Origin of the sequence: Dorea sp. AM10-31 (assembly GCF_003435815.1) — a bacterium.
Lineage (GTDB): Bacteria > Bacillota > Clostridia > Lachnospirales > Lachnospiraceae > Dorea_D > Dorea_D hominis.
The window spans coordinates 151,794-177,933 of sequence record NZ_QTUV01000006.1 but is presented as its reverse complement, the minus strand read 5'-3'; the positions used below and the strand labels follow the sequence as shown (position 1 = coordinate 177,933).

Below are 26,140 nucleotides of genomic sequence, written 5' to 3'. Positions count from 1 at the left end.
CGCTTCTCAGGTGTGTCTCACACGACAGCTATAATAGATTATCATAATTTCAACTCTTTGTCAATAATTATTTTAATCTTTTTTGCAACTCATTTCTGAGTTATTCTGCTCTCTTACGACAGCCTATCTAATATATCACAGTATAAATTTTCCTGTCAACAACTTTTTCTAATTTTCTTTTGATTTTCTTTTGATTGTTCTTTTCTTTTTATACTGTTATAATTTCAATGAAAACAAAAAGCAAAGATTGAAACCTACATATATTTTCACTATTATTTCTATTGGAGGTCTTCATTATGAAAATACATATTTTATCTACATTAAGAAATTATGACAAAAATTATTTAAAACAGGATATTTTCTCCGGAATTATCATTGCTGCTGTATCTATTCCTATTTCTATGGGTTATGCACAGATTTCAGGGCTGCCCGCGGTATATGGTTTATACGGTTCTGTTTTACCTATTTTATTATTTGCAATTTTTTCCACTTCACGCCAGTTTATTTTCGGTGTGGATGCTGCGCCTGCTGCCCTCGCCGGAAGCGCTCTCCTTACACTCGGCATCACTCCGGGTTCCAGAGAAGCTCTAAACTATGTTTCGGCACTGGCACTATTTACAGGGTTGTGGCTGCTCTTTTTTTATTTTATCCGGGCAGACCGAATGGTCAGCTTCATCTCTACGCCTGTCATGGGTGGATTTATCAGCGGTATCGCTTTGACGATTATTTTAATGCAAATACCAAAGCTTATGGGAAGTTCCGCGGGATCCGGTGAAATCATCGAGCTGGCTGAATATATTTATTCCGCTGCAAGAAACATTCACTGGCTTTCCTTATTATTAGGAATTATTACTTTGCTTGTCATAAGACTTTGCAAAAAATTCATTCCGAAATTTCCGATTGCTATTTTGGTTATGTTTCTCGCAGTTTTATGTACTATTTTCCTGCATATTGATACATATGGTGTGCAGTTACTCGCCTCCGTAAACCGTGGACTTCCGGCTCTTACTTTTCCGGATTTCAGTCAGATTGACCTTACACAGGCTGCCGGGCGTGGACTCATGATCTCACTTGTCGTAATGGCTGAAACTTTACTTGCTGAAAATAATTTTGCTTTCCGGAATGGCTATCCGCTGGAAGATCGTCAGGAAATTCTGGCATGTGCTGCCGGTAATATTGCTTCCGCTATTGTTGGCTCCTGCCCTGTAAATGGAAGTATTTCCCGTACATCAATGAACGAACAATATAGTGGACATTCACAGGTTGTTTCTATTACAGCCGGTATAACAATGACATTTTTACTTTTGTTTTTTACAGGATTTATTGGATTTCTTCCTGTTCCTATTCTGACCGCTATTGTTATTTCTGCATTAATGGATGTCGTTGAAATTCATTTATGTATTCGGCTCTTTCACCAGAGCAAACAGGAATTTCATATATTTATGGCTGCCTGCATCAGTGTATTATGCCTGGGTACTATTTATGGCGTATTGATCGGTGTACTGCTTTCCTTCTTCGCTGTCATCACAAAAGCCGCGAATCCAAACCGTTTTTTCCTTGGTATTATACCTGGCAAAGAAGGCTATCATGATCTGAGCAGAAATATATATGCCTATCCAATAAAAGGAGTTCTTCTGTATCGTTTCAACGAAAATCTCTTTTTTGCAAATATTAATGTACTTCAGTCAGATCTGGAAAATGCAATTAAAGAAGACACGAAAGTCATTATTATCGATGCACGCGCAGTTAACAGCATGGATATCACTGCTGCCGATCATCTGGAAGAACTGACGGCAAGTTTTTCAAAGAAAAATATAAAATTCTATATTACAGAGCATACAGAACAACTGAATCTGCAGATGCGCCAGCTCGGAATAGAACATCTGATCCGTGAAGGTCATGTACGAAGGACAATTCTTGCGGCACTTCATGATGCAGAAATCCTGCCGCCATATACACTGGATGTTCCAGAAGAAGAGCGTGAATTCGTTACACGTCGTCTTAGCTTTCTTCCTGCCGAAGAAGAAAATACACTGGAAGAATTTTCCTGGGCTTACGGTGATCAGGTTGTTGAGGAAATCGAGCATGAGGTTCATCATATTTTAAATCATATTCACGGTTTGAAAGATATTGAAGAAATTATTGAAAATGGTCTGGAAGATCACCTGGAAAGCTGGCATTCACTTGGAGCTTTTGACGAAGACGAAATCTTACGCCGTATTGAACTGCATGTAGATGAAATGCCAAAGAGTCTTGCTGACAATAAACATCTCATTTACCAGCTGATTGAAAAGCGAAGACGTATACTGAAAGACAAAATATTACGTGAGCATCCGGAAATTTTTGAAAAACTGGAAAAGCATCGCAAAAAGCTGGAAGAACGTCTGGAACACCAGAGAAAACATCTTGGCAAATCAGACTCTTAGATTCGGCAGCAAAAGCCCAGAATACAATAAACTTTTACTCTCATAGTTACCCGCAGAGCCCGCCACTGGCAGCTTTTTCCATATACTATGGCAGTCAAAATGAGCGCCTGCAGTATTATACATTTGCAGACGCTCATTTTCCATTAATGATATCTTTATTTTTTATATTTGCCTGAATCTTAAAGTGTATCTGAATCCAAAACTATCGTAAACGGTCCGTCATTTACCAGACTTACTTTCATATCTGCTCCAAACTGTCCGCGCTCTACAACCGGTACCTGTTCTTTGCATTTCTCAACAATGTACTCATACATATCCGATGCCATATCCGGTGCACCCGCTTCGATGAAGCTTGGACGGTTTCCTCTCTTACAGTTTGCATATAACGTAAACTGAGAAATCAGAAGGAGCTCTCCGTCTACGCTTTCCAGAGAAAGATTCGTTTTGCCCTGTTCATCCTCAAAAATGCGCAGTCCAAGCATTTTTTTCACCATCTTATCTGCTACTTCTTTTGTATCGGAATCGCTGACACCGATCAGTACCATGAACCCTTTTCCAATCTTGCCCAGACTCTCACCGTCTACCTTTACTTCACTTTCTAATACTCTCTGAATTACAAATCTCATGTTTTCTTTCCTTTCTATGTTAAATAGTTTCTATACTCTTACAAAGCACCAGTTACTGTATTTTTAGTTTGTATCTGCACTGCTCTTTTTGTCTGGAATCTGCGCCAGAATGATTGCCGCAAACATCATAATACATCCTATTGTCTCTCTTGCCGATAACCGCTCTCCCAAAATTACCCAGCCAGATAATACAGAAAAGCAGGATTCCAAACTTAAAATCAGCGATGCAATCGCCGGATTAACATTCTTCTGTCCAAGGATCTGCAAAGTATATGCAATTCCGCAGGAAAATACCCCGGCATAAATCAACGGGAACCAGCTTGTCATCATATTTCCCATCTTTGGACTTTCTAATATCAACATAAATGGAATAGATACAATACCAGCGACCAAGAACTGTATACATGATAATTTTACTCCATCTACTTTTGGTGCATAATGATCTACAACTAATATGTGAACCGAGAAGATCAATGCACATAAAAGCACGTAAATATCTCCAACTCCAATGGTAAATGCCTCTGTAATACACAAGAAATAAAGTCCTGCCAGTGCTATTGCAACGGCTGTCCATACTTTCCATCCTATATTTTTATGAAGGAAAATGCCAAATACCGGAACAAGTACAATATAAAAGGCTGTGATAAATCCGGCCTTACCAGCTGCTGTATATACCAGCCCGATTTGTTGCAGACTGCTTGCTGCAAACAGTAAAATACCGCAGGCAATTCCGCCCTTAATTAAATCTCTTTTTGCATTTTCATCATTTATCTTATTCTCTTTTTCTTTTCCACGATTAAAGAACCAGATACACGGTAGCAATGCAATTGCTCCGATCAGGCATCTTACACCGTTAAACGTAAATGGTTCCAAATAGTCCATTCCCACACTTTGTGCAACAAATGCAGTTCCCCATATAAATGCTGTCAGCAACAACATACATGCATTTTTCGGTCTCATCTTATATCCTCCCTCAAAAAATCTCTGCGAATTTTTATTATAGCATATTTATTCGCGTAAGTGTATAAAAATGTATTATCGGCTCATATCTATAAATGCGATACATTATTGATTTTTCGCAAGAATGTTGCATTTTCCATCTACATTTGTTACGGTATAATCAATTAAAAAGGAGGTTCTATTATGTTATTAGAAGAATTTTTACAGCAACCGGGATTTATATATGAAATCGATGGAAAATACTATTTTCTTGGAAAATGGATTTGTAAAGAATGTACGGAATTAGATGCTACCGATAGCGTATCTATGTATCAGATGTGCCGGAACCAGCAAGAAGAAAAAGAAACAAACATGTATTTCCAGAAAATCCGCGCATATAGCGACTTCGCTCTGGAAGTTCCATATAATCCAGAAAAAATTAAATCTGACATGCAGGCTATTCTTGAAACTCTTTCTGATGAAAACACTGCCGCTCTTTCTGAACAGCTCGCCGGATTCAAGAAAGATCTTGCTAAATATTGTGAATAATATGTAATATTATCGCAGCAGATCCAGTGCATTCCTTAAGGACGTCACACAAAGGTCTGCTGCGATTATTGTTTTCAAGCATACACCTTCCTGGTCAATCACACCAATCGAAAGCACTGCTTTTTCAAGCATCCTTATCGATTCACAAGCCTTGCAAGAAGAGCTTCGCATCCTTCTCTCACATCACGATAAGTCGCATCAAAATTTCCTGTGTACCATGGATCGGCAATATCCTCACCCTTCCGGTCTGTAAAATCCAGTAATTTATAAATTTTCTGTTCCGGATCATCTCCGACAATTCGTAACATGTTGCGGATATTCCAGCTTTCCATTCCTATCAGATAATCAAATTCATCGTAATCTCTTCTTGTCATCTGGCGTGCACGGTGATCCCCGCAAGGGATGCCAACTTCTTTTAATTTCTTTCTTGTACCACAGTGTACACCATTACCAATCTCCTCCCGGCTGGTCGCCGCAGAATCAATGTAGAAGTCGGCAGAAAGCTCTGCCTGCTCTACTAAATATTTCATAACGTATTCTGCCATGGTTGAACGGCAGATATTGCCGTGGCAAACAAATAGTATTTTTATCATGTTCTTATATCTCCTTAAATCGTCACATTTCCTTGTATTTGAAAGTTCTTTACAATTTTCATTTTTCTTATAGTTTCTGTATCTTCTTATAAACCCTCATATTTTGGCTATCAAAAGTTGTAAAATAGGTATTAATATATATACTCTTCTTTTAATTTTTCTTTCGGTATGATAACCATTGGCACATCTGTTTCTCCTTCTTTCCAATATGGCACATAAAACACCGCTGCTTCAACACCCAAAACTTCCATTTGAGCTACAAATCCTTTTAATTGATACTGAGATACCCCTCTAACCACCCAATTTTCTGCATCTAGTAATTTTTCCCTCATTTTTTCTGCAATTACTTTAGAATAGAAGAATGGTACTATCGGCTTTCCTTCTGGCAAAGAAAAATAGGTTCCTGTTATTTCACCTGATTGTATTTCCATTAATGTCCAGAAAGGAGCCCCTTGAGTGGCTTCATCTGGAAGAAATGCCTCTTTAATTACACCAGCAACTATTTCTCCTAAAGAAGGTAAGTCTTTTGTTTCCATTAAATGAATGCCATTGGATTCTGCAAATTGTTTTGCGCCTTCTTGATAACCTGATTTAGCCACCATCATCCCCGAAATATTATTCAAATCATTTAATTTTGACAAAAACTCTCCCACCTCACCTTTACTTACAGGAGTATTCCAATCTTTGCATTCTATAGCAATACGATGTCTCATATTCAAATGCTGAAATTCATAGTATACATCAAACTCATGCTTAACTCCCGATTTTCCTATTACTGATACATTAGATGATACCATTGCACCTTCATCCATAAAATCCAACAATTTTTGATATACAAATTGTACATAATTTTCCAATTCTTTTCCTGCCTTCATACTGTTTTTTCCTCGTATTATATCTTCATATCGAAATATCTTTTAAAAGTTGTAAAACTCTCCCTATTTTACAACTAACCGATTACATGCTTGTTCACTTTATTCCTAAAACAGCGTATCAATATTCAAGTCTTGATATGCTTCTGTTTCACTAATTAGCATTTGTAAAAACTCATAAGTTCTTATCTGCGTACAATATCTTTTAGAAAGTTTATCTCCAAAATCTAATGTAATATAGACTTTCTTACGCTTTGAAAAATATACATCACAATGAGTAATATATTTTACCATTCTAGTGGCATTAGCACTAATTTTACAATAAGAATTCGGAGCAACAAAAAATTCAATATTATCTGCTAGCAAATCATCTTGAATGTCTAACATTTCTATAACACAAAATGATTTTCTACTCCATTTTCCACTATACAAAATTATACGATTTATAAACTGTCCTTTTTGACTATTGTTCGTTACAACAAATGTAGGTTTTTTATCCACGTTATACATAAAAGAAAAATAAATATTGAATTTTCTCATATATGGTAACATTGCAATACACCCTACCATAAATGTAATTAATATTCCTAAAATTTGCCCTATGGCACTAATTGCTTCCCAATTCATTATTTTTTACTCCTCCAGCAGTATGAATTTTAGGTTAGTAAAAAACTCAATCTATAATACATTTTATCTTATTTTCAGAACACTTTCTGTATATACGGCTTGTGGACAATATTCTTTAATCAACGCAATAGCTAATATTTTTTCCGCTTCACTCATTTTAGGTCCAAATACAATTTCTATTTCTTCTAGCACTTTATCATCTATTTCTAAAAACAATTGATTATATGGTGGCTTTGATAATGTGTCCTCAATTCTTCTAATTTGTTCTTGATGTTTTTCAAAACTAGCCGGATAAGCCTCTTTTAATCCCATAGGAGAAAGTGAAATTATATATCTCCACTCTTTCTGAAAAGCCCAATTTGTTCTTTTAAATCGTCCTATATCTTTTAATGAATAGGAAATAGATATATTACCCTGGGTAATATCAGACATTGTTTTGGCTTCCAAAAACTTTTTAACTGCATCTTCACAAGATTCTGTTCTAATTTTGGGAAATAACTTATCTTGAGAATCTGTATATTCAATCTTTTCTAAATGTGGTTCTGTAGAAACAATACTAGCCTTGTTTTCTTCGTATATTTTCTTCAAATTTATATATGTATCTACATCTTCAGATAAAAAATATTCTCCTTTTTTAAATCTATATTTTTTAAACGGAAATTCAGGCATTCGTATTCTAACGCCATGCATATTCGGTGTATATAAATTCCACAAAGGTATAGATTCCTCTGAATCTTCAGTCCAGCAACTCACATAGACAAATTTTCCAAACTTCCCCATATCTTCTGTTTCTGCTTCATCAAGGTCATCAACGTACAACAAGTTATTAAAGCAAATTGTTTTATTTCTCAAAATCAAAGCTAATGTTTCTAAACTTGTATAATGGTATAAATATTTCATTCTCTACTATCTCCTTTTTCGTCATATCGGAACATTTTTCAAAAGTTGTAAAATCGTTGTAATACACTCTCCTATTGTAAGGAAATCTGCATAAAATAAGGAGATTTGGGCAAAAGAAAAACTCCTGCCGTGGCAGATAAAAAGTACTTTTATCATAGTTGCATAACCTCGCATTTCTTAGTTTTTCGGGCTTTGTAAGCCTTTGTGAATTTTTCTTTTCTGGCATAACCTGGTTTATTTTCGCATAATATCGTCCGCAAAAGGTGTAAAATAAGGTGTATATTTTTCTATTTTACACCTTGCTATTTTCAATTTAAAAATTTCTCCATTGTGGAGATATACGTCCTCTATGATCTCTCCGTTTTTCACTCATAATATTTTAGTCTCCTTCATCAAATGTTCATTTAACTTGGAAGACCGTCTCGGTTTATTCATTATACCACAAGACCTTCCCTTCGCTAAGATAAAATGAACATTATTTTCATTACTATTTCTTCTATTCTGTCACTTAAACTGTACTGGCTGTATTCAGATAATCTTCAAACAATTTCCTTTTGAATCGAATATGAGAACCTACTTCCAAAATAAAATCTGCTCCTTCATTTTCACCTGCGATCTGTCTCAATCTCTTTTCTCCAATTCCGTAATATTCAGCCGCTTCGGAAACATTTAAAGAATATTTCTTCCAAACAGGTATTGTTTTTTCTGTATGATTCATTCGCATTTCTCCTCCCCTCTATTGGTATTCAACAAGGTTTTCGCTTTCTCCATTTTCATACTTGCAATCGCTTCTCGTTTGCTTGTGCCTCCAACATACATTGGTGTACACATTTCCAAAATACGGTCATAGATACGCCTTTTATCCAACATGGTCTCGCTTTTTATTTCTTTCAGTGGAAGATTAGTTGTGATGATCAAAGGCCGTCCTGAACGGATCCTGCGGTCTATGACGCTAAAAATAATTCCTAACACATACTCCGAATTTCGTTCCACTCCAAGATCATCAATAATCAAAAGCTGATAAGAAGCCAAAGCATTGATATATTCCGTTTTGTCTGCCAGCGGAAATATATCATCAATAATGGTATTGAAGTTTGTCATCTTTACCGTTACTTCCCGCTTAAGAAGTTCATTGGCAATACACCCGGCAACATAACTTTTCCCAGTCCCAACCGGTCCCCAGAACAAACAACCTATATGGTTTCTTTTCATTTTCTCCCAGTTATCAACATATTTTTTTGCCTTATGCATTACCGCATCTGACATATCTACATTCTCAAATGTCCACTCCTCCATTCTGCTCTTGTCAAAACAGATGCTCGTATTTCTGCTGACTAATTCCCGGTGCTCTTTGTCTTTAAAATATTTTTGTTCTTCTTCATACGCTTTTCTGTCACAAGCACATCGCCTGGAATGTTTCTTCATCCCCATAAAGTCACCCTTAGGAAAAAATGCTTCTTTCGCTTCCCCACAGACTTTGCAATATTGCAAACCATCACTGCCTACACATACGGTATCTTCTTCTCTCATCACAAACTCTCTCCTTCCCCATAGCAATAATTTACTTCATGATATTTATTACTTTTATATTTCTCAGTTACTTTACTAGGTGCCGCATCATCTAATTCCTTCAACGCTGTTTTTACAGAAGATTTGCATTTATCGATTTGAACAGACAATTCTTCTATTGGAAATATCAGATAAACATTTCCATACTTGTCTATCCAGCTATTCTTTCTCGATATCCGTGCCCGGTCATACAATATCATATAAAGAAATTTTGCAGTTTGGGAAATGCGCAGTTTGAGCAAAAACTTCGGAAACTGGAAGTACTGAAGCATCTGCTCTGACTCCTTCATGTATTCATATTTCATTCTTTTCTCGCCTCATTTCTGTTTCTAATTATTGTAAAAATCATTTTTATGCCGGCTCAAAAATGTCCTTACATATATTCAAAAGATGAAGGGCATAAATACAGGCTCTTGAGGAAAGTTTTTTATTTTTCCCGCCCAAATACCCTTTCATTAATACGAAACGCTGAGAGGCATTTTTACAGCCCCCTGATGAAATTTTTTTAATTTTTTCGGTTAATTGAATATTTGAAAACAAAAAACACTCACCTATTCCAGGTGAATGCCTTATCAAAATTTCCTTATTTTGTTGTCTGTGACACTTACTCAGAAACGCTTGCGTGTCTGCTAAAATGTAATTGCCAGCAATTATATTTTCACGTGGGTATGGGGACGTAATCTCCATCAAGTCTACTACTCGTAAGTAATACAAAATTGTCAAAATGACAATACTGTAATACACGGGTGGATCTTGCTCTGGATGTAACATATGAATTCATGCAATAATAGGCCCAAATGGGCACTTTCGCCATTTGAGCCTATATATTGTATGTCTTTTGGATGCCCCTTTGAAATAGCCTCTGCTGGCATAAAAGAAGGCAGACAGTCTTGTTATAAAACCACCTGCCTTGTTGATTATTCTTATATGTTTTTTTGTATCTCATCCGTTCGACAAACTGCAATTTCTCAACTTCTTTAGTTTTCTTCAAATTCATCCAATCGTTGTTTCAATATAAAAATTTGCATCCTTATCTCATCAATAACCTTCTTAAACTCTTCGTCACTCTTTCCGGTTGGATCTTCAAGTCCCCAATTATCATCAAACGGTCTTTCGATAAACGGACATCCCACATTACAACCCATTGAAATTGCAATATCCGGTACTGGTATCTCATCAATCAGCTTACTATATTGTCCTTCTGCTTCCATATCAATTCCATACAATTCTTTCATAATCCGGACTGCATCCTGATTAATCTGTAGTTTCGTTTCTGTCCCTGCCGAATAACTTTCAAATACATCCGAAGCCAGATGTTTTCCCAAAGCTTCTGCAATCTGGCTTCTGCATGAATTATGAACGCATATAAAAGCAACTTTTTTCTTATTCATACTTGAACTTCTCCTTAAATTATTTACAACAATCCCCGTCACCGCATCCAAGGCAAGTAAGGGATTCTATAAAGTGTTTGTAATTCATCAATGTCTCACAATTCAAAGAATAGTGATGCCATTTTCCTTCCTTACGATCATTCACAAGGCCGCATCCTACCAGTATCTTCATATGATGGGATAAAGTTGGCTGGGTAATTTCAAATCTTTCCAAAAGTTTACACCCGCACTTTTCTCCATCCGACAGCATCTGTACAATTTCCAGCCGGTTCGCATCGCCCAAAGCCTTGCATATCAAAGCCACATCCATTGCATTCATATTGACACCTCACATTGATCATTGTCTATGTTCAATATAATATATACATAGATATTTGTCAATGTATGTATTTTAAAAAAGAGAATCAAGTTTTTGATTCTCTTCATACATTCATTATAGCTTTTATCATCCATTTTATTTGCCCCAAACAGCCGCTGCATTCGACCTTACAAGCAGTTCTTCCACAGGCAGACCAATCGGACAAATATCATGACAAGATAACGACTTCCCGCATCCCTCAAAATATTTCTTCTTATATTCAGCAGAAATCTCATTCAAATGAGTGCTTTCCTGTTCTTCATTCAGAATCCGAAATGCGTTGACTGCAGCAACAGCGCCTGCGAAAGTCCCATTTGCAGAGAAGTTAGGACACACTTCAAGGCAGCAGCCACACGTCAGACAGCGTGCCGACTGGTATCTCGGTTCATGTGTCCACGGATTCATATAAGCTTCACTTTCAAGCCAAAGGTTCAGTTTTTTCAAATTTTCAAACAGAATTGACCGGTCAACGATCAAATCTCTTACAAGCGGAAATTTGCTTAAAGGTTCCAAGGTGATTGTAGAACCTTTTAACGTATGTAGAAATGTAGAGCATGCCAGCCTCGGACGTTCGTTAATCAGCATGGCGCAAGCCCCACATTTTCGCACCATACAGCTACATTCCCAGCTGATGGGAGTAACTATATTACCTGAATTATCTTTCAAAGGGGTTCTACTGTTCAATTCCTTTAGAACATTGGCAACAGAGCTGTTTTTGCTTCCGTCAAACTCAAATTCCTGCCAATAACTGTCTGATTTCTGACTCTCCTGCCGCCTGATTCTTATTTTATATACCAAGTGAATCACCGCCTTTCTGGAACAGGTACAAAGGAAATCTGTATCTGCTTTCCATCAAATCTGGCTACCGTTGTTTTAAGGTAATCATCGTCATTGCTCTTCGGATAATCCTCCCGCCAGTGTGCACCACGGCTTTCTTTTCTTGCAAGAGCACTCTTTAGAACTGCCATGCCAAGCAATGGAAGATTTCCTGTCAACGCTTGTACCGTTTGAATCCCATTTAACAACGTATTCTCATTTCTGACAACGCCCATAGTCTCCTGCATCACTTTGTTTAATTGCTTTATTTCTGAAATTTGGGACGCTGGTGGAAAACCTATCTGTGTCGCACAAGATAGATCTACTACATCTGCCTGTTCGCATGCTGATTTTGCCGCAACACGTCCTCCGTATAACGCTCCTAACAGAGAATTTCCACCAAGACGGTTGGCACCATGATATTGGGCACAGCATTCTCCGGCAGCGTAAAGATTCTGAATCGGCGTTCTGTGCTGCTCATCCACCAGAATGCCTCCCATAAAATAGTGAATTCCCGGTAAAACAGACACCGGTTCCTTTCGTATATCTTTATGCAGATAGGTCATACAATCGTCTGCCAGACCAGATAGCTTATTTGAAATAATCTCGTCCGATATTTCCGTCATGTCAAGAAATACCTCTGATTCATGGCTGACCTTCCATATCTCTCTGGCGGTAATATCTCGTGGCATCAGATTTCCAAGCTCCGGGTATTTTTCCTCCATGAAATACCATTGTTTTCCATCTTTCATGGCAAACAACCTGCCACCTTCCCCTCTGGCCGCCTCGCTGATGAGCATGCGTTTTCCACCACATTTCACAGTTGTCGGATGATACTGGATCATCTCGCCATTTGCCAGAGGAACACCAAGCCGGAACAATTCTGCGGTGACTTCTCCTGTATTGCTCAGCGAACCCGTTGTATTTCCAAACAATCCGTGCATACCACCGGTAGCAACAATAACCGCATCCCCCGGTAATTCCACAGTCTCCTGACTGTATTCATCCCTGATTACGCAGCCACAACAAATATTGTCACACAGACGAAGTGTTAGGAAAGAATGATGGCTGAACCGTTCTACCATACCAGATGCTTCTTTCCTGCGAACAGCGTCTATCATAGCTGTCATGATCTGCTTCCCGGTATCACTCTGCGCAAAAGCAGTCCTTTTCTTTTTCTGCCCGCCAAAATTCCGCAGATCCACATCATCATAGCCACTCATGTTAAATTTAACTCCAAGTTTTAGCAGCCAGTGCACCAGCTCCGGTGCTGCCTGTGTCATTCCCCAAACTGCATTTGGATCTGCCAGACCACATGCTGCCTTTATTGTATCTGTAAAATGTTCTTCGGGACTGTCGTTTTCATCTTTTGTATTCAAAGCTGCGTTGATACCGCCCTCCGCCATAACAGACTGTGCCCGCTCTGACGGAAGGAAGGAAACCAGTTTTACATTGCATCCATTTTCCGCTGCCTGCAAAGCCGCTGAAAGTCCTGCCAGTCCAGCACCTATAATAATAATTGTCTTACTCATAGATATTGCCACCCAATATAATATAAAATAACCGCTCCCGCTATAAAAAGAAGAAGCACCGAAAGGATCAAATAAATATCGCTCCTTCGTTCTTTATAACTAATGATTCCAAGTGATACGAGCAATGGGCGTATATTGATAAAAATATGAACAAAGATTGCCGCTACGAACAAAAGCTGAGTTACCATCTTTACCGTTGTAAAAGGGAACAAAATATATGTCCCATTCTGCACCTTTCCAAACAAGCCAATATGGAATAACAGCAGAATCAGTATTGCCATCCCACTGGCTCGTCTCGCCCAAAATATGACGTTTTGTTTCAGATACATTTTTCCTGATTGCTTCGCTGTCTGTAAACTCTGAACTGTCAGGATGACACCAATCACCGTATGCATAACAAGAATACCAACACCAATCCATGCAAGAAGTTTCCCTGCACTACTTCCAACTCCGTTCAGCATAAAGCTGCCCATGATTCCATGAATCATAAAAATGAGAAGCATTAAAACAGACAAAATCGTATTCCATTTTCTCATAAATTCCCGCTCACCTCATTTCTTCGCTGTCCATGATCATATAGTCCATCTGTGTTAGCGTTGTAACGTCAATAAAATCATCCGATGCCAGGAATACATCATACTTTCCACTTACCACTCTTGATAGCATCATTGTGTTACTGTACTCTTTCAGATCTACGGAAAAACCGACCTGTTTCAACCTGTCACAGAGTTTCTTAGCATAACTGACAAGCGGATAATCCGTCTCAGATACATATAACCGAAAACTAATGTCCGTTTTCATGAGATCTGTTTCATTTGTTTCCGAATCGTCCAGTGCCAATTCTTTTAATTTATTCCGGGTGTTCTCGTTGTCGAGACCATCTGACATCATATTAATACCGAGAACATAAGAGCCTTCCAACTGTGCGGAGGCTTGAGCCGCCTTTTTTGACTTCGGTGTTGCTCCTGTGACTGTATCAATCATAGAAGGCGGTGAATGTAAAATGACACCAAAACCTACAAGAAAAACAATCGTAACAACTAACAGAATCAGTTTTCGTTTCACATTTCCACCTCATTTCCTATTTTTTCAAAATTCTCATTGCGTTCAAAACAGCAATTATGGTAACGCCTACATCACCAAATACAGCTTCCCACATTCCCGCAATACCAAGAGCGCCAAGAATCAGGAACACACTCTTAATCCCAAGAGCAATCACTATATTCTGCATGACAATCTGTTTTGTCGCTTTTGCTACTTCAATCGCGTCCACCAGCTTAGACGGTTCATCTGTCATCAGAACTACATCTGCTGCTTCAATGGCCGCATCCGAACCAAGCCCACCCATTGCAATACCAACATCTGCACGGGCAAGGACAGGAGCGTCATTGATACCATCACCAACAAAAGCCAATTTGCTTCCCGGTCTCTTTTTACTATCTAAAAGCTCAACCTTTTCCACTTTTTGGTCAGGAAGCAGCTGTGCATAATATTTATCCAACTGCAATTCTTCTGCAACAGACTTCCCAATTTTTTCATCATCACCGGTAAGCATGACTGTTTTTTCCACGCCGATATGTTTCAGGTCAGAAATTGCTTTTTTACTGTCCGGCTTCACTTCATCTGTTATCAAAATACATCCTGCATATTGACCATCTACAGCCAAATAAACTTTTGTACCTGCTTTTTCACAGGTTGTGTACTCTATACATTCTGTATCCATAAGTTTCGTATTGCCAGCAAAAACTTTCTTTTCCCCTGCCATTACACTGATTCCATATCCTGAAATTTCCTTATAATCAGAAATCACTGACTGATCAATTTCTTTTTCATAAGCAGCAAGAATGGATTTTGCAATAGGATGGTTAGAAAAACTCTCTGCCTCTGCCGCATACTCCAGAACCTGTTCTTTTGAAAATCCATTTGCAGGCAAAATATCCGTCACATTGAAAACACCTTTTGTAAGTGTTCCGGTTTTATCGAACACAATAACGCTGACATTATTAAGTGCCTCTAAATAATTGCTTCCTTTTACAAGAACACCTCGTTTAGATGCTGCACCAATGCCGCCGAAGAAAGTCAGCGGGATTGAAATAACCAATGCACATGGACAAGATACCACAAGGAAAACAAATCCTCTGCGAATCCACTCTGTCCAGCCTCCGCCAAGAATGATCGGTGGCAGAATCGCCAGAAAAGCTGCTAAGATTACAACCACAGGTGTATAATAACGTGCAAATGTAGTAATAAAATTTTCTGTTGGTGCTTTTCGGCTTGACGCATTTTCCACAAGATCAATAATCTTTGAAGCCGTAGATTCACCAAATGCTTTTGTTGTCTTAATCATTAAGACACCCGTCTGATTCATACAACCGGAAAGTGCTTCGTCTCCTTTATGAACACTTCTCGGAACTGATTCTCCTGTTAAGGCCCTTGTATCCAGCATAGAATCTCCATCCAATACCACACCGTCTAATGGAATTTTTTCACCAGGCTTTACAATAATAATCTCACCAATGGAGACATTTTCTGGAGATATGGTAATCAATTCCCCATTTCTTCTTACTGTAGCAGAATCTGGACGTATATCCATTAAGTCTGATATAGATTTTCTGGAACGCTTAACAGCCAATGACTGAAAAAATTCACCTACCTGATAGAATAGCATAACAGCAACTGCTTCTGGATATTCACCAATGACAAAAGCCCCAATCGTAGAAACACTCATCAAAAAATGTTCATCAAATACACGCCCCTTTGAAATGTTCCTCACAGCCTGCCATACAACATCTCCACCAAGAATAACATAAGAAACAATGAGAAAAGCTAACTCGATAGGCAGTGGCACTTTCGCAAAAACAGTCAATGCCATACCAATGGCATAGATTGCTGCACCAGTCGCTAAACGAACTGTCAACTTCTTATCCTCATTGTTATAGGATTCATTGGCCTCCTGCTTTTTTTCCGGTATATAAGATTCCTGTACAATTTCAGAAACTTCCACATCTGGCTCATGGCTATGAACAATCGTTTCAATCTGACTGGCTATCGTATCTGCGGCTGTCTGAGCAACATTGATTGTAAGCGTCTGCTTCATCAGATTTACCACTGAGGATTGCACTCCATCCAACTCTCCGACTTCTTTTTCAATTTTTGCGGAACAATTCGGACAGTCCAACCCTTTTAATGAATAACTCTTTGTAACATTCATAACGGTTTCTTCCTGAACTTCCACATCTGGCTCATGGCTATGAACAATCGTTTCAATCTGACTGGCTATCGTATCTGCGGCTGTCTGAGCAACATTGATTGTAAGCGTCTGCTTCATCAGATTTACCACTGAGGATTGCACTCCATCCAACTCTCCGACTTCTTTTTCAATTTTTGCGGAACAATTTGGACAGTCCAACCCTTTTAATAGAAATATGCGTTTCATGATAATCTCCTTATAATTTGTTTAATTGTTCAATTACTCAACTATAATGTTAAAAAATATTATTTCTGCCAAAGATGCTCAAATCCCTTGTCAATAATCTCTTTCACATGATCATCTGCCAGCGAGTAGTAAACTATCTGTGCTTCTTTACGGAATTTTACCAGATTCGCAAGGCGTAATGCCTTTAACTGATGCGAAATTGCAGATTTTGTTACCCCCAGTAGCACTGCAAGATCACATACACACATCTCACTCTGTTCTAGAGCGTGTAAGATTTGTACTCTAGTTCCATCTCCAAATAGCTTAAACAAAGAAGCCAACTGGATATAATCATCTTTCGGCTGCATCTTGGATTTCACATCATTCACAATATCCTCATGAATTACATCGCAATTACAAATATAAGACGTTTTTGGCATATATTCACCTCCAAATAATAATAGTTGAACAATTACTCAACTATTATTATACTTATTTTTAAATTCATGTCAATAAACTGATGTTAGTTCCCCATAAATTTTACAATTAAAACCAGCTCTTTATTCTTTTCTTAATCTTTTTTCCCAGTATACCGTTTTGGCTTTCTTGTCACACTTCCTGTAAATTCCAAATTTGTAACGCTGAGTTTATATGTAATTGTCATGGTTTCCATATTTTTTAGAACACATACCATTTCATTCGTTAATTCCGGCAAGCGTTTTAAACACGGAAGTTTCCTTTTGGCATTTGCATATACATGTCTTGCGTCAAAATAGAACTGATTATTTGTAAGAATAGATTTTTTTGCATTCTTATAAAAATCCTTGGCCGAAAGTCTTGTCTCCACTCCTGTTAAATGTAGAAAGTGATCTATTGGAAAAGAAACTTCAAAATATTCATCTCCACAAACATACAGAAATGTTTTACCTGCCAAATTTTGGAAATATACGATTTCCACCTCTGTAATACCTTGTCGTATTGCGTTTTTCTTATCTACCTTTGTTGCCACTTATACCTCACATGCCAAAAAGAGTGTGGCATTAAACCACACTCTTCTGAGAATTACTTTTGTAAAAGAGTTTTCTGCTGGTTGTCAGCCTCGGTACCCAGTTAAGATACCCATAACGACGTGAAAATCATTAAGTCCCCCACGTGGACTACAGCTTTATCCAAGCTGCCAGGCTCGATGCCCAGTTAAGACATCTAATGAGATGGAAGTTTACCCTGCTCCATCTGTAGCCCAACTTTTAATGATGCTCTTACATCGAGAACATTTCTGTTCTTGATTTTATTATACTCAATCATAAAAAAAATCAACACAGATTAGCAAATTTTATTATATTATTCCGATCCGGTCTTCCAAAGGTATAAATAAGGTGTAAATTATTGGTTAATTCCCAAGAAATCCAATAAAATCAAGGCTTTCACGGCATCCATTAAACATTGCCGTGGCAGATGAAAAGGATTTTTATCATAGTTTTATTTCTCCTTGTTTTGCCCCGAAATGCCCTGTTTTTCAAGGGTTTCTGGGATTCGTGTAGTTTGCTCTGGAATTACAAATTGTGGCAAATCAGAGCAAGATTGAGCAAGTTATTACTACCTGTTAGTAGTAAAATGGAAAGGGGTACTACTAAAGGTTTATTTGGTAAAAACGATTTGTTCAAATTTCTTTGAAATAATTTCTTCTATTGCTTCTACTCCATTTTGTGGATAATTCATCAAAGCTTGCTTCAAGTCCTTATCCTCTAAGGGAATGACCAATCCGCGTTCATCTTCATAAGTATCAGCACAGCGTTTAATAAAATTGTCTTCCAATTCTCTGCAAGTCAAAATACCAACCCTTCCTCTTCTATTACTAAATCGTCCGCTCAACTGATCTATTTCCGGATTAGCCACTTCACCTGTATAATTCTTACATTCAACATATACATATGGGCACGGCAACAGTATGTTTTTATTTGGTAAATTAAAGAAAAATCCTGTTTCTGATGAATTGTCAAATACAATATCTATACGTTTTCGTCCTTCATGTATATCCTTTTCTTTTCTAGGTGATGACAAATTAGGATAAAATAGTAATTCCAAAATACCTATTATAAGATTGTGATACTTTGACGCATTCTTAGTTCCTGATGGTATAGACTCCAATTTTGCAATCAAATGATTACAAATTTCGCTTGCATTCACTTCTTCCAGAACAGCCCCTTGTACTTTTGATATTTTTTTCACTGTTTTTACTTTAAAATCTTGAAACACCTCTGGGTGTGACTCTGTAAATTTAGCCAAATATTCTTTATCTATCTGAGGTTCAAATTCAACTATGCTTTTCTTTGTGACATACTTTGTCCCATTCTTATATTTTCTAACCAACGAACTTCCCATACTCAAGTGTTCATTTTGAAGATAATTCAACACAAAATGTTGTTTATATTCTTGTGTCGTGTATTTATCCGTAAAAGATACAATTCTTTTAGGAACAAGCAAAATAGGTTTTTCATTTATTATAAGCCTATCAACATACCTATTTTCCCAATTTTTTCTTTTTGAATCCCAATACATCCCAGATGGAACATCATATGTTAAAGGTATATTATGCAATTCACATTGTTGCTGTGTATATTCAATCAACTGTAATTTAATAATATTAGCCGTCATATCTGATACTTTATCTCTATCCACATTTGGAACAAAGATTCTAAAATCTTCAATATCCTCCATAATTCCTGAACTTATTGCACGGCTTCTTAGTAATTCCTTAAATATAGCATTTGTATCTTCTGGTCCCATTCCATGTCCTCGTGGTTTACCATGAGACATTCCCATACATATGTCATTACTTTCTCCTAAATGCGAAAATAATTCTTTAGCTTGCTCAATTCTTTTCCCCTTCAGTAGTGCTAACAAATACTCAAAATAAGAGCGAATTGACTCATATGCATTCTCTGCAAAAGGGAATTCACATTTTGAAATATAATATGGATCCAAAAACAAAGGCATATCTGCTTCCGGGTCTATATCTACAAAATCCAACTCATATTGTGTCTTTTTTATATCAAATAATTTACTAATTTTCAAAGCAAATAACTCCTCCGTTGTTTTATTACCTATATTATACAGTCATATCTATCATTTTTCCACAAAAATAACGCTCCACCCTAAGCCAGAGCGTTACCCATCTTCCATATTAAATTGCCTTGAACATCTTCTGCGACATTGTTTTCTCTTTCTTCTGTTCAACCTCCGCCTGCGCTTTCCTAAACTCTTCCATTCGTTTCAGTTCTTCCTCCGCATCATCGAATCCGATATGCGTGTACACATTCATTGTGACCGATATATCCGAATGCCCCATGAGGTACTGTAATGTCTTTGGATTCATTCCCGATTTTGCCATATTCGAGCAATAGGTGTGTCGGCATACATGTGGTGTGATATTCGGCATCTACACCCGATAGATATCGTTGTACCGCCTCACCATGTGGTTAAAGCGATGTTCCCAATGCATTGCCACTAACGGCAGTCCTTTGTCATCCAAAAACAGGAACCCGGTATATCCATCCACCACTTTTTCTACCTTGGGTTTCTCCCGGTCTTCGATGATGGCTTGAAAGCATTTTGCAACATCCTCTGTTACCGGAAGTTTTCTTGTTCCGGCGGAAGTCTTTGTTAGCTCAATCACTAAGGTCATATCAGATAACCGTTGAAGCTGATAATCTATATTCACAATCCTGTTCCCTAGATCAATATCCTTAATTGTAAGACCACAAAATTCCGAAATGCGCATACCTGTATGAAAAAGTATATACACAACTTCATAATACTTGCAGTATACATTATCATCATGAACAAATTTAAGAAATTTTCGCATTTGATCCCGCGTTAACGCTTCCCTGGTAACACTGTCATTCACCACCACTCCCGCAGGTTCAAATCCAAATGGATTTTTATGGAGCACATCGTCATCCACCGCCATTTGATAAGAACAGCGCAATTCTCATTCTGAATCACAGGCTTCACATTACTTCCAAGACTTGCAATTTCATTTACATTCAAATTTCTTCTTCTTTCACATAGTGGTATTTCTTTGTGTTAGTTTTATCTAACCTTTTCTATTATCTTAACATGAGAATCGAGCATTATCCAGACCTGAACGGACGGCAATAATCCATTTAGACAAAAATAAAGTTCCAGACTTATTATCTGAAACTTTATTATAAATCCAGCATCATTGCATTACTTCACACAACGGAAATATACCATAGAACCGTCAACATGGATATCCGTTTCTTTATATAGTTTTTGAAGGATATCTCTCAGCTCTTTCTCCGTCTGAAACGGTGGAGAAAACCACCCTTTCTTTGCAAGAATATTTTTTACCAGCCAATCTGTCCGTTTCGATTTTCCCCTGATATAAAAACAAGCAATGAAATCACCGCCTGGTTTCAAAACACGCCATATTTCATGAAATGCTTTTGCTTATCAAGAAATGCATGAAAACCATTCATACTGACAACGGTATCTAAAAGCTTAAAACTATCGTTCTCTAATCTTCCTGACATTACGATTCATGAGGTGTCTTCCAATATGTCTATAAGCAAATGCTTTAAAGGCTGAAATTTCTTGATGATGTTCCTTCAACAGTTCATCTGGACAATCATAAACACCAAAATCCTGATTGATTCCCTCGCTCTGAATATAAGTATTGTTCCTATCAAACTCAATAATGAGATTTCTGAAATCCTTGACTGCTACTCCATAACCGCAAAATGCACCTGTACATTCCGAATTTTGTTCCTGTAACTTCTTTATGTAGGTTTTATCCAAAATGAAAGCTTCCAGTTCGTACCACTGATTTTCGAAATTAATTTCTACCCAGCTATGGAAAATACTTTTTGGAGCATTACGGTAAACAAACCCGGTCATGGCCCCTTTCTGCAATCTTTTATCAATCGTAAAACCATGTACTCTGCATGGAATATTGCAGGCACGTAAAAGTGCCATAAATAAAGTTCCTTTTGTATTACATTGTCCATAACCATCTGCAAGTACTTTTGAAGCTGAAATTCCGTCATCAATATTATATCCAAATAAAACATCATCTCTTACATAGTTGTAGATTGCCTTAATCCTTTCAAATTCACCCATTTCCTTCCATTTCATATTTTGAATAAGTTTTTGAATTGCCGGATTAGAAAAATCAACCATTCGTGTTTCCCTAAGATACTTATCTTTCATTTCCTATTGCCTTTCCCATAGGTTTTCTCACAACACAATGCATTCGCATACCTTTACGAATTTCAAATTTTTCTACTTTTAATCCTGCTTTTTTGCAACATTTTATGACCACATCTCTTGTTGGCACTTGGACATCTCCATGTCCGCATATATTTGCCAACGGCATTTCCAATGTATTCATTAGCCATACCAATACTTTGTTGTCACTGGTCACATCTCTAAGAACCAACCTTCCATTTGGGCGAAGACATCTCTTCACACTGTCAAAAAATGCCTGTGGATTCGGATAATGATGGAAACTCATAGAACAAATAATTGCATCAAATGAATCATTTTCAAAAGGAAAGTTCTCACAGTCTCCTACAACAAATGTTGCATTTGAAATATTTTTCTTTTTTGCCTGTTCAATCATGGCCGGAGTCAAATCCAGTCCTGTATAATGTCGGTCTGGATATTTTTCTGCTAATAAAGAAATCATCGGAGCAGGCCCACAGCCTGCATCTAATAAATCTCTAAAAGGCTCCCTCTCTAATTCTTCCAGAATATCCGGATAATCTTTCTTGCACATTTCGTAAATACCAGCATGGCTACTTTCATATCTTCCTGCTGCTTTTGTAAATTCTTTAATTGACAATTTTTTATATTCTTCATTTTTCATGCTTTTTCTCCAATCACAGTACCTTTTTCGTCTTGCATCCGCATTTCTTCATTCTTTTCATATAAGCATAAAACTGCTTATGTAATTCCCTCATTTCATCTGGTGCCTTCATAGCATGTTGATACATAAATTTATCTCCAAAACTACTTCCAAATGTAACTGCCAGCATAATCGTCAGAAATGACAATGGCAAAAAGCAAAAGATATTCATTTTCCATGGTGATAGTTTACCCTTTTGTTTTCGCAAAAAATTAAAATTTTTTTCCAGCCTTTCTGCTGTTTTCCTCATGATTTTCCATTCTTTTTCTACTTTCTCCGGATCGTCTGATTCATAATACGCATCCGCAATCGGTACCACCATAGCAAGATGACAAAGCTGCCATAGATGCATATCCGTTACTTTCTTGTATGGTATATGAGCATGCCTTAATATCTCTGAAAACTGCTTAGTTCTTTCGGATTTATTTCCTGATATTTCTGCAAATGTTGTCGGCTGAATCAACCTTGGAGTGAGTGCTGCATCAAGGATACCATCATCATTTATACTTCCGCCTGCTCCTGGAAAAGCCGGTAATATTCTTCCTTTTCCGACAATGTCTTCCCATTTATTGTAACTGTCCAGTGAATTTATCATTGTAACAATCGTATTACTTTTATTATTTTTCAATTCAGTAAGTGCTTCATACAGCTGGTTTTCCCGGACAGTAAGCAAGACAAAATCATAAATATCATCGTTTGGTAGTTCTCCAAGAATCCTAACCTCTGCCTTTATTACTTCCTGATTTTTCTTATATTGCAATCCATTATTTCTTAAAGCCTCAAGTCTTTTACCTCTAGCATAAATATTTGTATCATAACCGGCTTCTGCAAATAAAGCCGCATACAAGGATCCAATCACACCAGCACCATAAATCAATATTCTCATAAGAATCATTCCTCTCCTCTTACCCCAGTGCCACATCCAAGATCATCATCAAACTAAAACCAAGTGCAGAGAATTAGCATTATGTATTCCTTGCTGTATAGTCAAAAGAACTTTCACATCGTTCTTTTGTTAGTTTCAACTAACTGCCATATATAAAAGAAACCGTGCAAAAAGCAAACTGTAATTTCACACGGTTTTCCTTATGTTTAAGTATATCACTTACGAAATCATATAACAATATAATTCTTTTAACAATTTACAAAAAGCCGGAGGTCACAATAATCTTCATGACCTCCGACTCGTTATACTTATTCTACACTGTCCTTACACCCAAATCAGCTCCTCTCTCCGGCTTATCTTTTCCTGGCATTGCCTTTTCCTTGCTGATAGCTGATCCAGCTTTCATCCGTCAACTTCATTTCATTCTGCATCTTTAATTGACTGATAATGCCGCCATTTCCGCTACCAATGTCTATCTTACCTTGAAAATAATGCAGAATCTTATCGCCCTTCTCAGCATAATATACTGTAAAAAATATAATAATGAATATTACCGCTTTGTAAATCCAACATTACTTCCTGTACCGTATTTTCTGCAATCTCATCCATTGCCTCTGCCAGCTGTTCTGTGGTCATCTTCTCTGGATACATTGCTTCCCGAACATCCCAGATACGCAGTTTCTGGATTCTCCCTATATTTTTTATAGACTGCAGCTATTTGATTGACATCTGTACTTTTTTCATAAGCTCCCATATCATGGAAAGGTAATGCCTTTTCCTCCGGTAATCTCATCCAGATACTGACATTTATTGAACATTTCCAGATCATCAATCTGCTTCCGTAACATGGCTTCCTGACGTTCACCAGAGATTGGAATACGCTCAAACTGGGAATGTCCAATGATAATAGCATCATAATTTCCCATAGCGATTCTGGCGCAGAACTTCTTGCATCTGCACTTGTCGTAGTTGCCATTGCATCAGACTTTCTTTTTTACGCCCTCATATAACGAAACGCTCAGCGGGTAAAATACAGTGGGTAAATGCAAAAAAATAGCTATAAGACTCCATTTTTTGAAATCTTATAGCTTTACTATTGATAATATTGAGTTACTATTAATTTTAATAATTAGAAGTATTTTATCAACTTATAAATTTTTTCCAAGTTCATATGCCTTCTTCATTATATCCACATGATCCTCAGCTGTATTTGCTGCATCAATTCCACCGCCACCGACCATGCCTTTTAAGGAAGCCTTTTCAAAACAATCTACCCAGCCTTGCAGCCCATTATAGGCTTTCTCAAATGCACTTTCCTCATTCTCTGCCGCAGTTGCAATCATATAAATATCTCTGAATAAATAATCTGCCGAATATAAAGGATTCAATCTATCAAGAAGTGTTTTCATCTGACCGCACATCTCATAATAATAAATTGGGGTTGCATAGACAATAACTTCCGCATTCTTTACCTTTGCCATAATATCTGCAATATCATCCTTCTGTACACACATCCCAGTCCTCTGGCAGGATAGACAACCGATACAATATTTTATATCTTTTCCTTTCAAAGAAAGAAGTTCCACATCATGCCCCGCTTCTTTTGCTCCCTTTGCACACTCATTTGCAAGTATATCAGAATTGCTTCCTCCTCGAAGACTTGTCGATATGATCAATACTTTTTTTGCCATAATTAACCAACTCCGTTTTCTTCAAAAAATTTCTGGATTTTATCAAATGGGATTACATCCAGATTATCGTAAAGATCTGTATGAACAGCCCCTGGAATTGTTAGCAGCTCTTTATTGAATGTGTACTTGCTGTCCTTAATCATATTTTCATAAGCATCTTTTCCAAAATAATAGCTGTGTGCTTTTTCTCCGTGAACAATGAGGACTGCACTTCTGATTTCATTACTGTACTTTAATATTGGCTGATTCATAAATGACATACATCCAATACTGTTCCAGCCATCATTGGAATTCAGGCTTCTTTTATGATAACATCTGCCTTTATAATACTCACTGTAATCTTTTACAAAGAAAGGGGCATCCTCTGGAACCGGAAGTGGAACACAACCCCCGCCTCTGGAATATTCGCCTTTACGGTATTCTTCTGTTCTGAGTGTATTCAGCGACTGTTTCTTCGCATAACGTGCTTCTTCACTGTCCTCAGAATCAAAGTATCCATTCGCATTTACCCTTGTCATATCATACATGGTAGATGCAACAGTTGCTTTTATTCTTGTATCCAGCGCAGCTGCGTTAAGAGCCATTCCACCCCAGCCACAGATTCCAATGATTCCTATTTTATCCGGATCCACATCTTCCTGAACAGAAAGGAAATCGACAGCAGCCATGAAATCTTCTGTATTAATATCCGGTGAAGCCATGTATCTTGGATTGCCTCCACTTTCTCCCGTAAAAGAAGGATCAAATGCAATAGTAAGGTATCCTCTTTCAGCCATTGTCTGTGCATATAATCCGGAACACTGTTCTTTGACTGCACCAAATGGTCCACTTACAGCAATCGCTGGATATTTCCCAAATGCATTTTTCGGCTTATACAAATCTGCAGCAAGTGTGATTCCATAACGATTCACTAATGTCACTTTCTCATGATCTACTTTTTCACTTTTTGGAAAAGTTTTATCCCATTCAGATACTAGTTTTAATTCTTCTGTTTTCAACATAAATATAACCTCCACATGCA

General features: G+C 37.5%; 30 protein-coding genes and 1 pseudogene. 2 read left to right on the top strand and 29 right to left on the bottom strand.

Annotated features, from left to right (window positions below):
- Positions 1–296: 296 nt before the first annotated feature.
- Complete coding sequence (locus tag DW125_RS10465) at positions 297–2,426, top strand: SulP family inorganic anion transporter (RefSeq protein WP_117538079.1); 2,130 nt, start codon at positions 297–299, stop codon at positions 2,424–2,426.
- A gap of 179 nt (positions 2,427–2,605) precedes the next feature.
- On the opposite strand, the gene dtd is transcribed toward DW125_RS10465, so the two are convergent.
- A complete protein-coding gene (gene dtd, locus DW125_RS10460) occupies positions 2,606–3,052 on the bottom strand; it encodes a D-aminoacyl-tRNA deacylase (protein ID WP_117538078.1) in 447 nt (148 codons plus the stop codon).
- Between the two features lie 63 nt (positions 3,053–3,115).
- The gene (locus tag DW125_RS10455) at positions 3,116–4,012 is read right to left on the bottom strand and encodes a DMT family transporter (protein WP_117538077.1); all 897 of its coding nucleotides are present in this window, start codon (positions 4,010–4,012) and stop codon (positions 3,116–3,118) included.
- A gap of 183 nt (positions 4,013–4,195) precedes the next feature.
- On the opposite strand from DW125_RS10455, the gene DW125_RS10450 reads away from it, so the two are divergent.
- Complete coding sequence (locus tag DW125_RS10450) at positions 4,196–4,540, top strand: hypothetical protein (RefSeq protein WP_117538076.1); 345 nt, start codon at positions 4,196–4,198, stop codon at positions 4,538–4,540.
- Positions 4,541–4,674: 134 nt separating this feature from the next.
- On the opposite strand, the gene DW125_RS10445 is transcribed toward DW125_RS10450, so the two are convergent.
- From DW125_RS10445 to DW125_RS10320, 27 genes and pseudogenes are all read right to left on the bottom strand, one after another.
- On the bottom strand, positions 4,675–5,133 hold the full coding sequence (locus DW125_RS10445) for a low molecular weight protein-tyrosine-phosphatase (RefSeq protein WP_117538075.1): 459 nt from the start codon (positions 5,131–5,133) through the stop codon (positions 4,675–4,677).
- A 131-nt stretch (positions 5,134–5,264) separates the two neighbouring features.
- Positions 5,265–6,008 (bottom strand): restriction endonuclease, encoded by a 744-nt coding sequence (locus tag DW125_RS10440; protein ID WP_021859843.1) that lies wholly within the window; start codon positions 6,006–6,008, stop codon positions 5,265–5,267.
- Between the two features lie 105 nt (positions 6,009–6,113).
- Positions 6,114–6,632, bottom strand: coding sequence for a hypothetical protein (locus tag DW125_RS10435; RefSeq protein WP_021859842.1), 519 nt, complete (start codon positions 6,630–6,632; stop codon positions 6,114–6,116).
- Between the two features lie 63 nt (positions 6,633–6,695).
- A complete protein-coding gene (locus DW125_RS10430; protein ID WP_021859841.1) occupies positions 6,696–7,532 on the bottom strand; it encodes a DUF2971 domain-containing protein in 837 nt (278 codons plus the stop codon).
- 508 nt (positions 7,533–8,040) lie between these two features.
- Positions 8,041–8,250 carry a MerR family transcriptional regulator gene (locus DW125_RS10425; protein WP_117538074.1) on the bottom strand — a complete coding sequence of 70 codons (210 nt, stop codon included), beginning with the start codon at positions 8,248–8,250 and terminating at the stop codon, positions 8,041–8,043.
- Positions 8,247–9,062 carry an ATP-binding protein gene (locus DW125_RS10420; RefSeq protein ID WP_117538073.1) on the bottom strand — a complete coding sequence of 272 codons (816 nt, stop codon included), beginning with the start codon at positions 9,060–9,062 and terminating at the stop codon, positions 8,247–8,249. Before DW125_RS10420 ends, DW125_RS10425 begins: the two co-directional genes overlap by 4 nt.
- Positions 9,062–9,406 (bottom strand): replication initiator protein A, encoded by a 345-nt coding sequence (locus DW125_RS10415; RefSeq protein ID WP_117538072.1) that lies wholly within the window; start codon positions 9,404–9,406, stop codon positions 9,062–9,064. Before DW125_RS10415 ends, DW125_RS10420 begins: the two co-directional genes overlap by 1 nt.
- A 46-nt stretch (positions 9,407–9,452) precedes the next feature.
- Positions 9,453–9,791: a hypothetical protein gene (locus tag DW125_RS14290; RefSeq protein ID WP_242992972.1), complete on the bottom strand. Its 339-nt coding sequence runs from the start codon at positions 9,789–9,791 to the stop codon at positions 9,453–9,455.
- 287 nt (positions 9,792–10,078) lie between these two features.
- Positions 10,079–10,492 carry an arsenate reductase ArsC gene (locus DW125_RS10405; protein ID WP_005330974.1) on the bottom strand — a complete coding sequence of 138 codons (414 nt, stop codon included), beginning with the start codon at positions 10,490–10,492 and terminating at the stop codon, positions 10,079–10,081.
- A 19-nt stretch (positions 10,493–10,511) separates the two neighbouring features.
- Positions 10,512–10,811 carry an ArsR/SmtB family transcription factor gene (locus DW125_RS10400; RefSeq protein WP_005330972.1) on the bottom strand — a complete coding sequence of 100 codons (300 nt, stop codon included), beginning with the start codon at positions 10,809–10,811 and terminating at the stop codon, positions 10,512–10,514.
- Between the two features lie 135 nt (positions 10,812–10,946).
- On the bottom strand, positions 10,947–11,657 hold the full coding sequence (locus tag DW125_RS10395) for a succinate dehydrogenase/fumarate reductase iron-sulfur subunit (RefSeq protein ID WP_330411881.1): 711 nt from the start codon (positions 11,655–11,657) through the stop codon (positions 10,947–10,949).
- Positions 11,654–13,198 carry an FAD-binding protein gene (locus DW125_RS10390; protein WP_117538070.1) on the bottom strand — a complete coding sequence of 515 codons (1,545 nt, stop codon included), beginning with the start codon at positions 13,196–13,198 and terminating at the stop codon, positions 11,654–11,656. Before DW125_RS10390 ends, DW125_RS10395 begins: the two co-directional genes overlap by 4 nt.
- Positions 13,195–13,734, bottom strand: a complete 540-nt coding sequence (locus DW125_RS10385; RefSeq protein ID WP_117538069.1) for a pilus assembly protein PilX — start codon at positions 13,732–13,734, stop codon at positions 13,195–13,197. Before DW125_RS10385 ends, DW125_RS10390 begins: the two co-directional genes overlap by 4 nt.
- Positions 13,735–13,744: 10 nt before the next feature.
- Positions 13,745–14,263: a DUF6921 family protein gene (locus DW125_RS10380; protein WP_117538068.1), complete on the bottom strand. Its 519-nt coding sequence runs from the start codon at positions 14,261–14,263 to the stop codon at positions 13,745–13,747.
- 16 nt (positions 14,264–14,279) lie between these two features.
- Entirely contained in the window at positions 14,280–16,634 is a 2,355-nt protein-coding gene (locus DW125_RS10375; RefSeq protein ID WP_117538067.1) for a heavy metal translocating P-type ATPase, read from the bottom strand.
- A gap of 59 nt (positions 16,635–16,693) precedes the next feature.
- On the bottom strand, positions 16,694–17,053 hold the full coding sequence (locus DW125_RS10370; protein WP_005330964.1) for an ArsR/SmtB family transcription factor: 360 nt from the start codon (positions 17,051–17,053) through the stop codon (positions 16,694–16,696).
- 131 nt (positions 17,054–17,184) lie between these two features.
- On the bottom strand, positions 17,185–17,622 hold the full coding sequence (locus DW125_RS10365; RefSeq protein ID WP_117538066.1) for a PBECR4 domain-containing protein: 438 nt from the start codon (positions 17,620–17,622) through the stop codon (positions 17,185–17,187).
- A 629-nt stretch (positions 17,623–18,251) separates the two neighbouring features.
- Positions 18,252–19,688 (bottom strand): hypothetical protein, encoded by a 1,437-nt coding sequence (locus DW125_RS10360; RefSeq protein ID WP_117538065.1) that lies wholly within the window; start codon positions 19,686–19,688, stop codon positions 18,252–18,254.
- A 109-nt stretch (positions 19,689–19,797) separates the two neighbouring features.
- Positions 19,798–20,601 (bottom strand): annotated as a pseudogene (locus DW125_RS14285) (site-specific integrase); the annotation flags it as partial.
- A gap of 542 nt (positions 20,602–21,143) precedes the next feature.
- The gene (locus tag DW125_RS10345) at positions 21,144–21,845 is read right to left on the bottom strand and encodes a transglutaminase-like domain-containing protein (RefSeq protein ID WP_015527132.1); all 702 of its coding nucleotides are present in this window, start codon (positions 21,843–21,845) and stop codon (positions 21,144–21,146) included.
- On the bottom strand, positions 21,835–22,503 hold the full coding sequence (locus DW125_RS10340) for a class I SAM-dependent methyltransferase (protein WP_117538064.1): 669 nt from the start codon (positions 22,501–22,503) through the stop codon (positions 21,835–21,837). The genes DW125_RS10345 and DW125_RS10340 overlap by 11 nt, the downstream gene beginning before the upstream one ends.
- Positions 22,504–22,516: 13 nt before the next feature.
- Complete coding sequence (locus tag DW125_RS10335) at positions 22,517–23,428, bottom strand: ketopantoate reductase family protein (protein ID WP_117538089.1); 912 nt, start codon at positions 23,426–23,428, stop codon at positions 22,517–22,519.
- A gap of 353 nt (positions 23,429–23,781) precedes the next feature.
- Entirely contained in the window at positions 23,782–23,925 is a 144-nt protein-coding gene (locus DW125_RS14510) for a hypothetical protein (protein WP_242992973.1), read from the bottom strand.
- A 16-nt stretch (positions 23,926–23,941) separates the two neighbouring features.
- Positions 23,942–24,079 (bottom strand): hypothetical protein, encoded by a 138-nt coding sequence (locus DW125_RS14275; protein ID WP_242992970.1) that lies wholly within the window; start codon positions 24,077–24,079, stop codon positions 23,942–23,944.
- A gap of 104 nt (positions 24,080–24,183) precedes the next feature.
- Positions 24,184–24,354, bottom strand: a complete 171-nt coding sequence (locus DW125_RS14035; RefSeq protein WP_158549914.1) for a hypothetical protein — start codon at positions 24,352–24,354, stop codon at positions 24,184–24,186.
- 222 nt (positions 24,355–24,576) lie between these two features.
- A complete protein-coding gene (locus tag DW125_RS10325) occupies positions 24,577–25,119 on the bottom strand; it encodes a flavodoxin family protein (protein ID WP_117538063.1) in 543 nt (180 codons plus the stop codon).
- Positions 25,120–25,121: 2 nt separating this feature from the next.
- Positions 25,122–26,120: an alpha/beta hydrolase gene (locus tag DW125_RS10320; protein WP_117538062.1), complete on the bottom strand. Its 999-nt coding sequence runs from the start codon at positions 26,118–26,120 to the stop codon at positions 25,122–25,124.
- Between the last annotated feature and the right edge of the window lie 20 nt (positions 26,121–26,140).

Coding starts and splice junctions, on each gene's coding strand:
- DW125_RS10435 (WP_021859842.1), bottom strand. CDS start 6,632: ATGAATTGGGAAGCAATTAGTGCCATAGGGCAAATTTTAGGAATATTA.
- DW125_RS10440 (WP_021859843.1), bottom strand. CDS start 6,008: ATGAAGGCAGGAAAAGAATTGGAAAATTATGTACAATTTGTATATCAA.
- DW125_RS14035 (WP_158549914.1), bottom strand. CDS start 24,354: ATGGGAAATTATGATGCTATTATCATTGGACATTCCCAGTTTGAGCGT.
- DW125_RS10420 (WP_117538073.1), bottom strand. CDS start 9,062: ATGAGAGAAGAAGATACCGTATGTGTAGGCAGTGATGGTTTGCAATAT.
- dtd (WP_117538078.1), bottom strand. CDS start 3,052: ATGAGATTTGTAATTCAGAGAGTATTAGAAAGTGAAGTAAAGGTAGAC.
- DW125_RS10390 (WP_117538070.1), bottom strand. CDS start 13,198: ATGAGTAAGACAATTATTATTATAGGTGCTGGACTGGCAGGACTTTCA.
- DW125_RS10335 (WP_117538089.1), bottom strand. CDS start 23,428: ATGAGAATATTGATTTATGGTGCTGGTGTGATTGGATCCTTGTATGCG.
- DW125_RS10345 (WP_015527132.1), bottom strand. CDS start 21,845: ATGAAAGATAAGTATCTTAGGGAAACACGAATGGTTGATTTTTCTAAT.
- DW125_RS10400 (WP_005330972.1), bottom strand. CDS start 10,811: ATGAATGCAATGGATGTGGCTTTGATATGCAAGGCTTTGGGCGATGCG.
- DW125_RS10465 (WP_117538079.1), top strand. CDS start 297: ATGAAAATACATATTTTATCTACATTAAGAAATTATGACAAAAATTAT.
- DW125_RS10455 (WP_117538077.1), bottom strand. CDS start 4,012: ATGAGACCGAAAAATGCATGTATGTTGTTGCTGACAGCATTTATATGG.
- DW125_RS10425 (WP_117538074.1), bottom strand. CDS start 8,250: ATGAATCATACAGAAAAAACAATACCTGTTTGGAAGAAATATTCTTTA.
- DW125_RS10375 (WP_117538067.1), bottom strand. CDS start 16,634: ATGAAACGCATATTTCTATTAAAAGGGTTGGACTGTCCAAATTGTTCC.
- DW125_RS10325 (WP_117538063.1), bottom strand. CDS start 25,119: ATGGCAAAAAAAGTATTGATCATATCGACAAGTCTTCGAGGAGGAAGC.
- DW125_RS10405 (WP_005330974.1), bottom strand. CDS start 10,492: ATGAATAAGAAAAAAGTTGCTTTTATATGCGTTCATAATTCATGCAGA.
- DW125_RS10385 (WP_117538069.1), bottom strand. CDS start 13,734: ATGAGAAAATGGAATACGATTTTGTCTGTTTTAATGCTTCTCATTTTT.
- DW125_RS10450 (WP_117538076.1), top strand. CDS start 4,196: ATGTTATTAGAAGAATTTTTACAGCAACCGGGATTTATATATGAAATC.
- DW125_RS14275 (WP_242992970.1), bottom strand. CDS start 24,079: ATGTATCCAGAGAAGATGACCACAGAACAGCTGGCAGAGGCAATGGAT.
- DW125_RS10430 (WP_021859841.1), bottom strand. CDS start 7,532: ATGAAATATTTATACCATTATACAAGTTTAGAAACATTAGCTTTGATT.
- DW125_RS10320 (WP_117538062.1), bottom strand. CDS start 26,120: ATGTTGAAAACAGAAGAATTAAAACTAGTATCTGAATGGGATAAAACT.
- DW125_RS10415 (WP_117538072.1), bottom strand. CDS start 9,406: ATGAAATATGAATACATGAAGGAGTCAGAGCAGATGCTTCAGTACTTC.
- DW125_RS10370 (WP_005330964.1), bottom strand. CDS start 17,053: ATGCCAAAAACGTCTTATATTTGTAATTGCGATGTAATTCATGAGGAT.
- DW125_RS10340 (WP_117538064.1), bottom strand. CDS start 22,503: ATGAAAAATGAAGAATATAAAAAATTGTCAATTAAAGAATTTACAAAA.
- DW125_RS10445 (WP_117538075.1), bottom strand. CDS start 5,133: ATGATAAAAATACTATTTGTTTGCCACGGCAATATCTGCCGTTCAACC.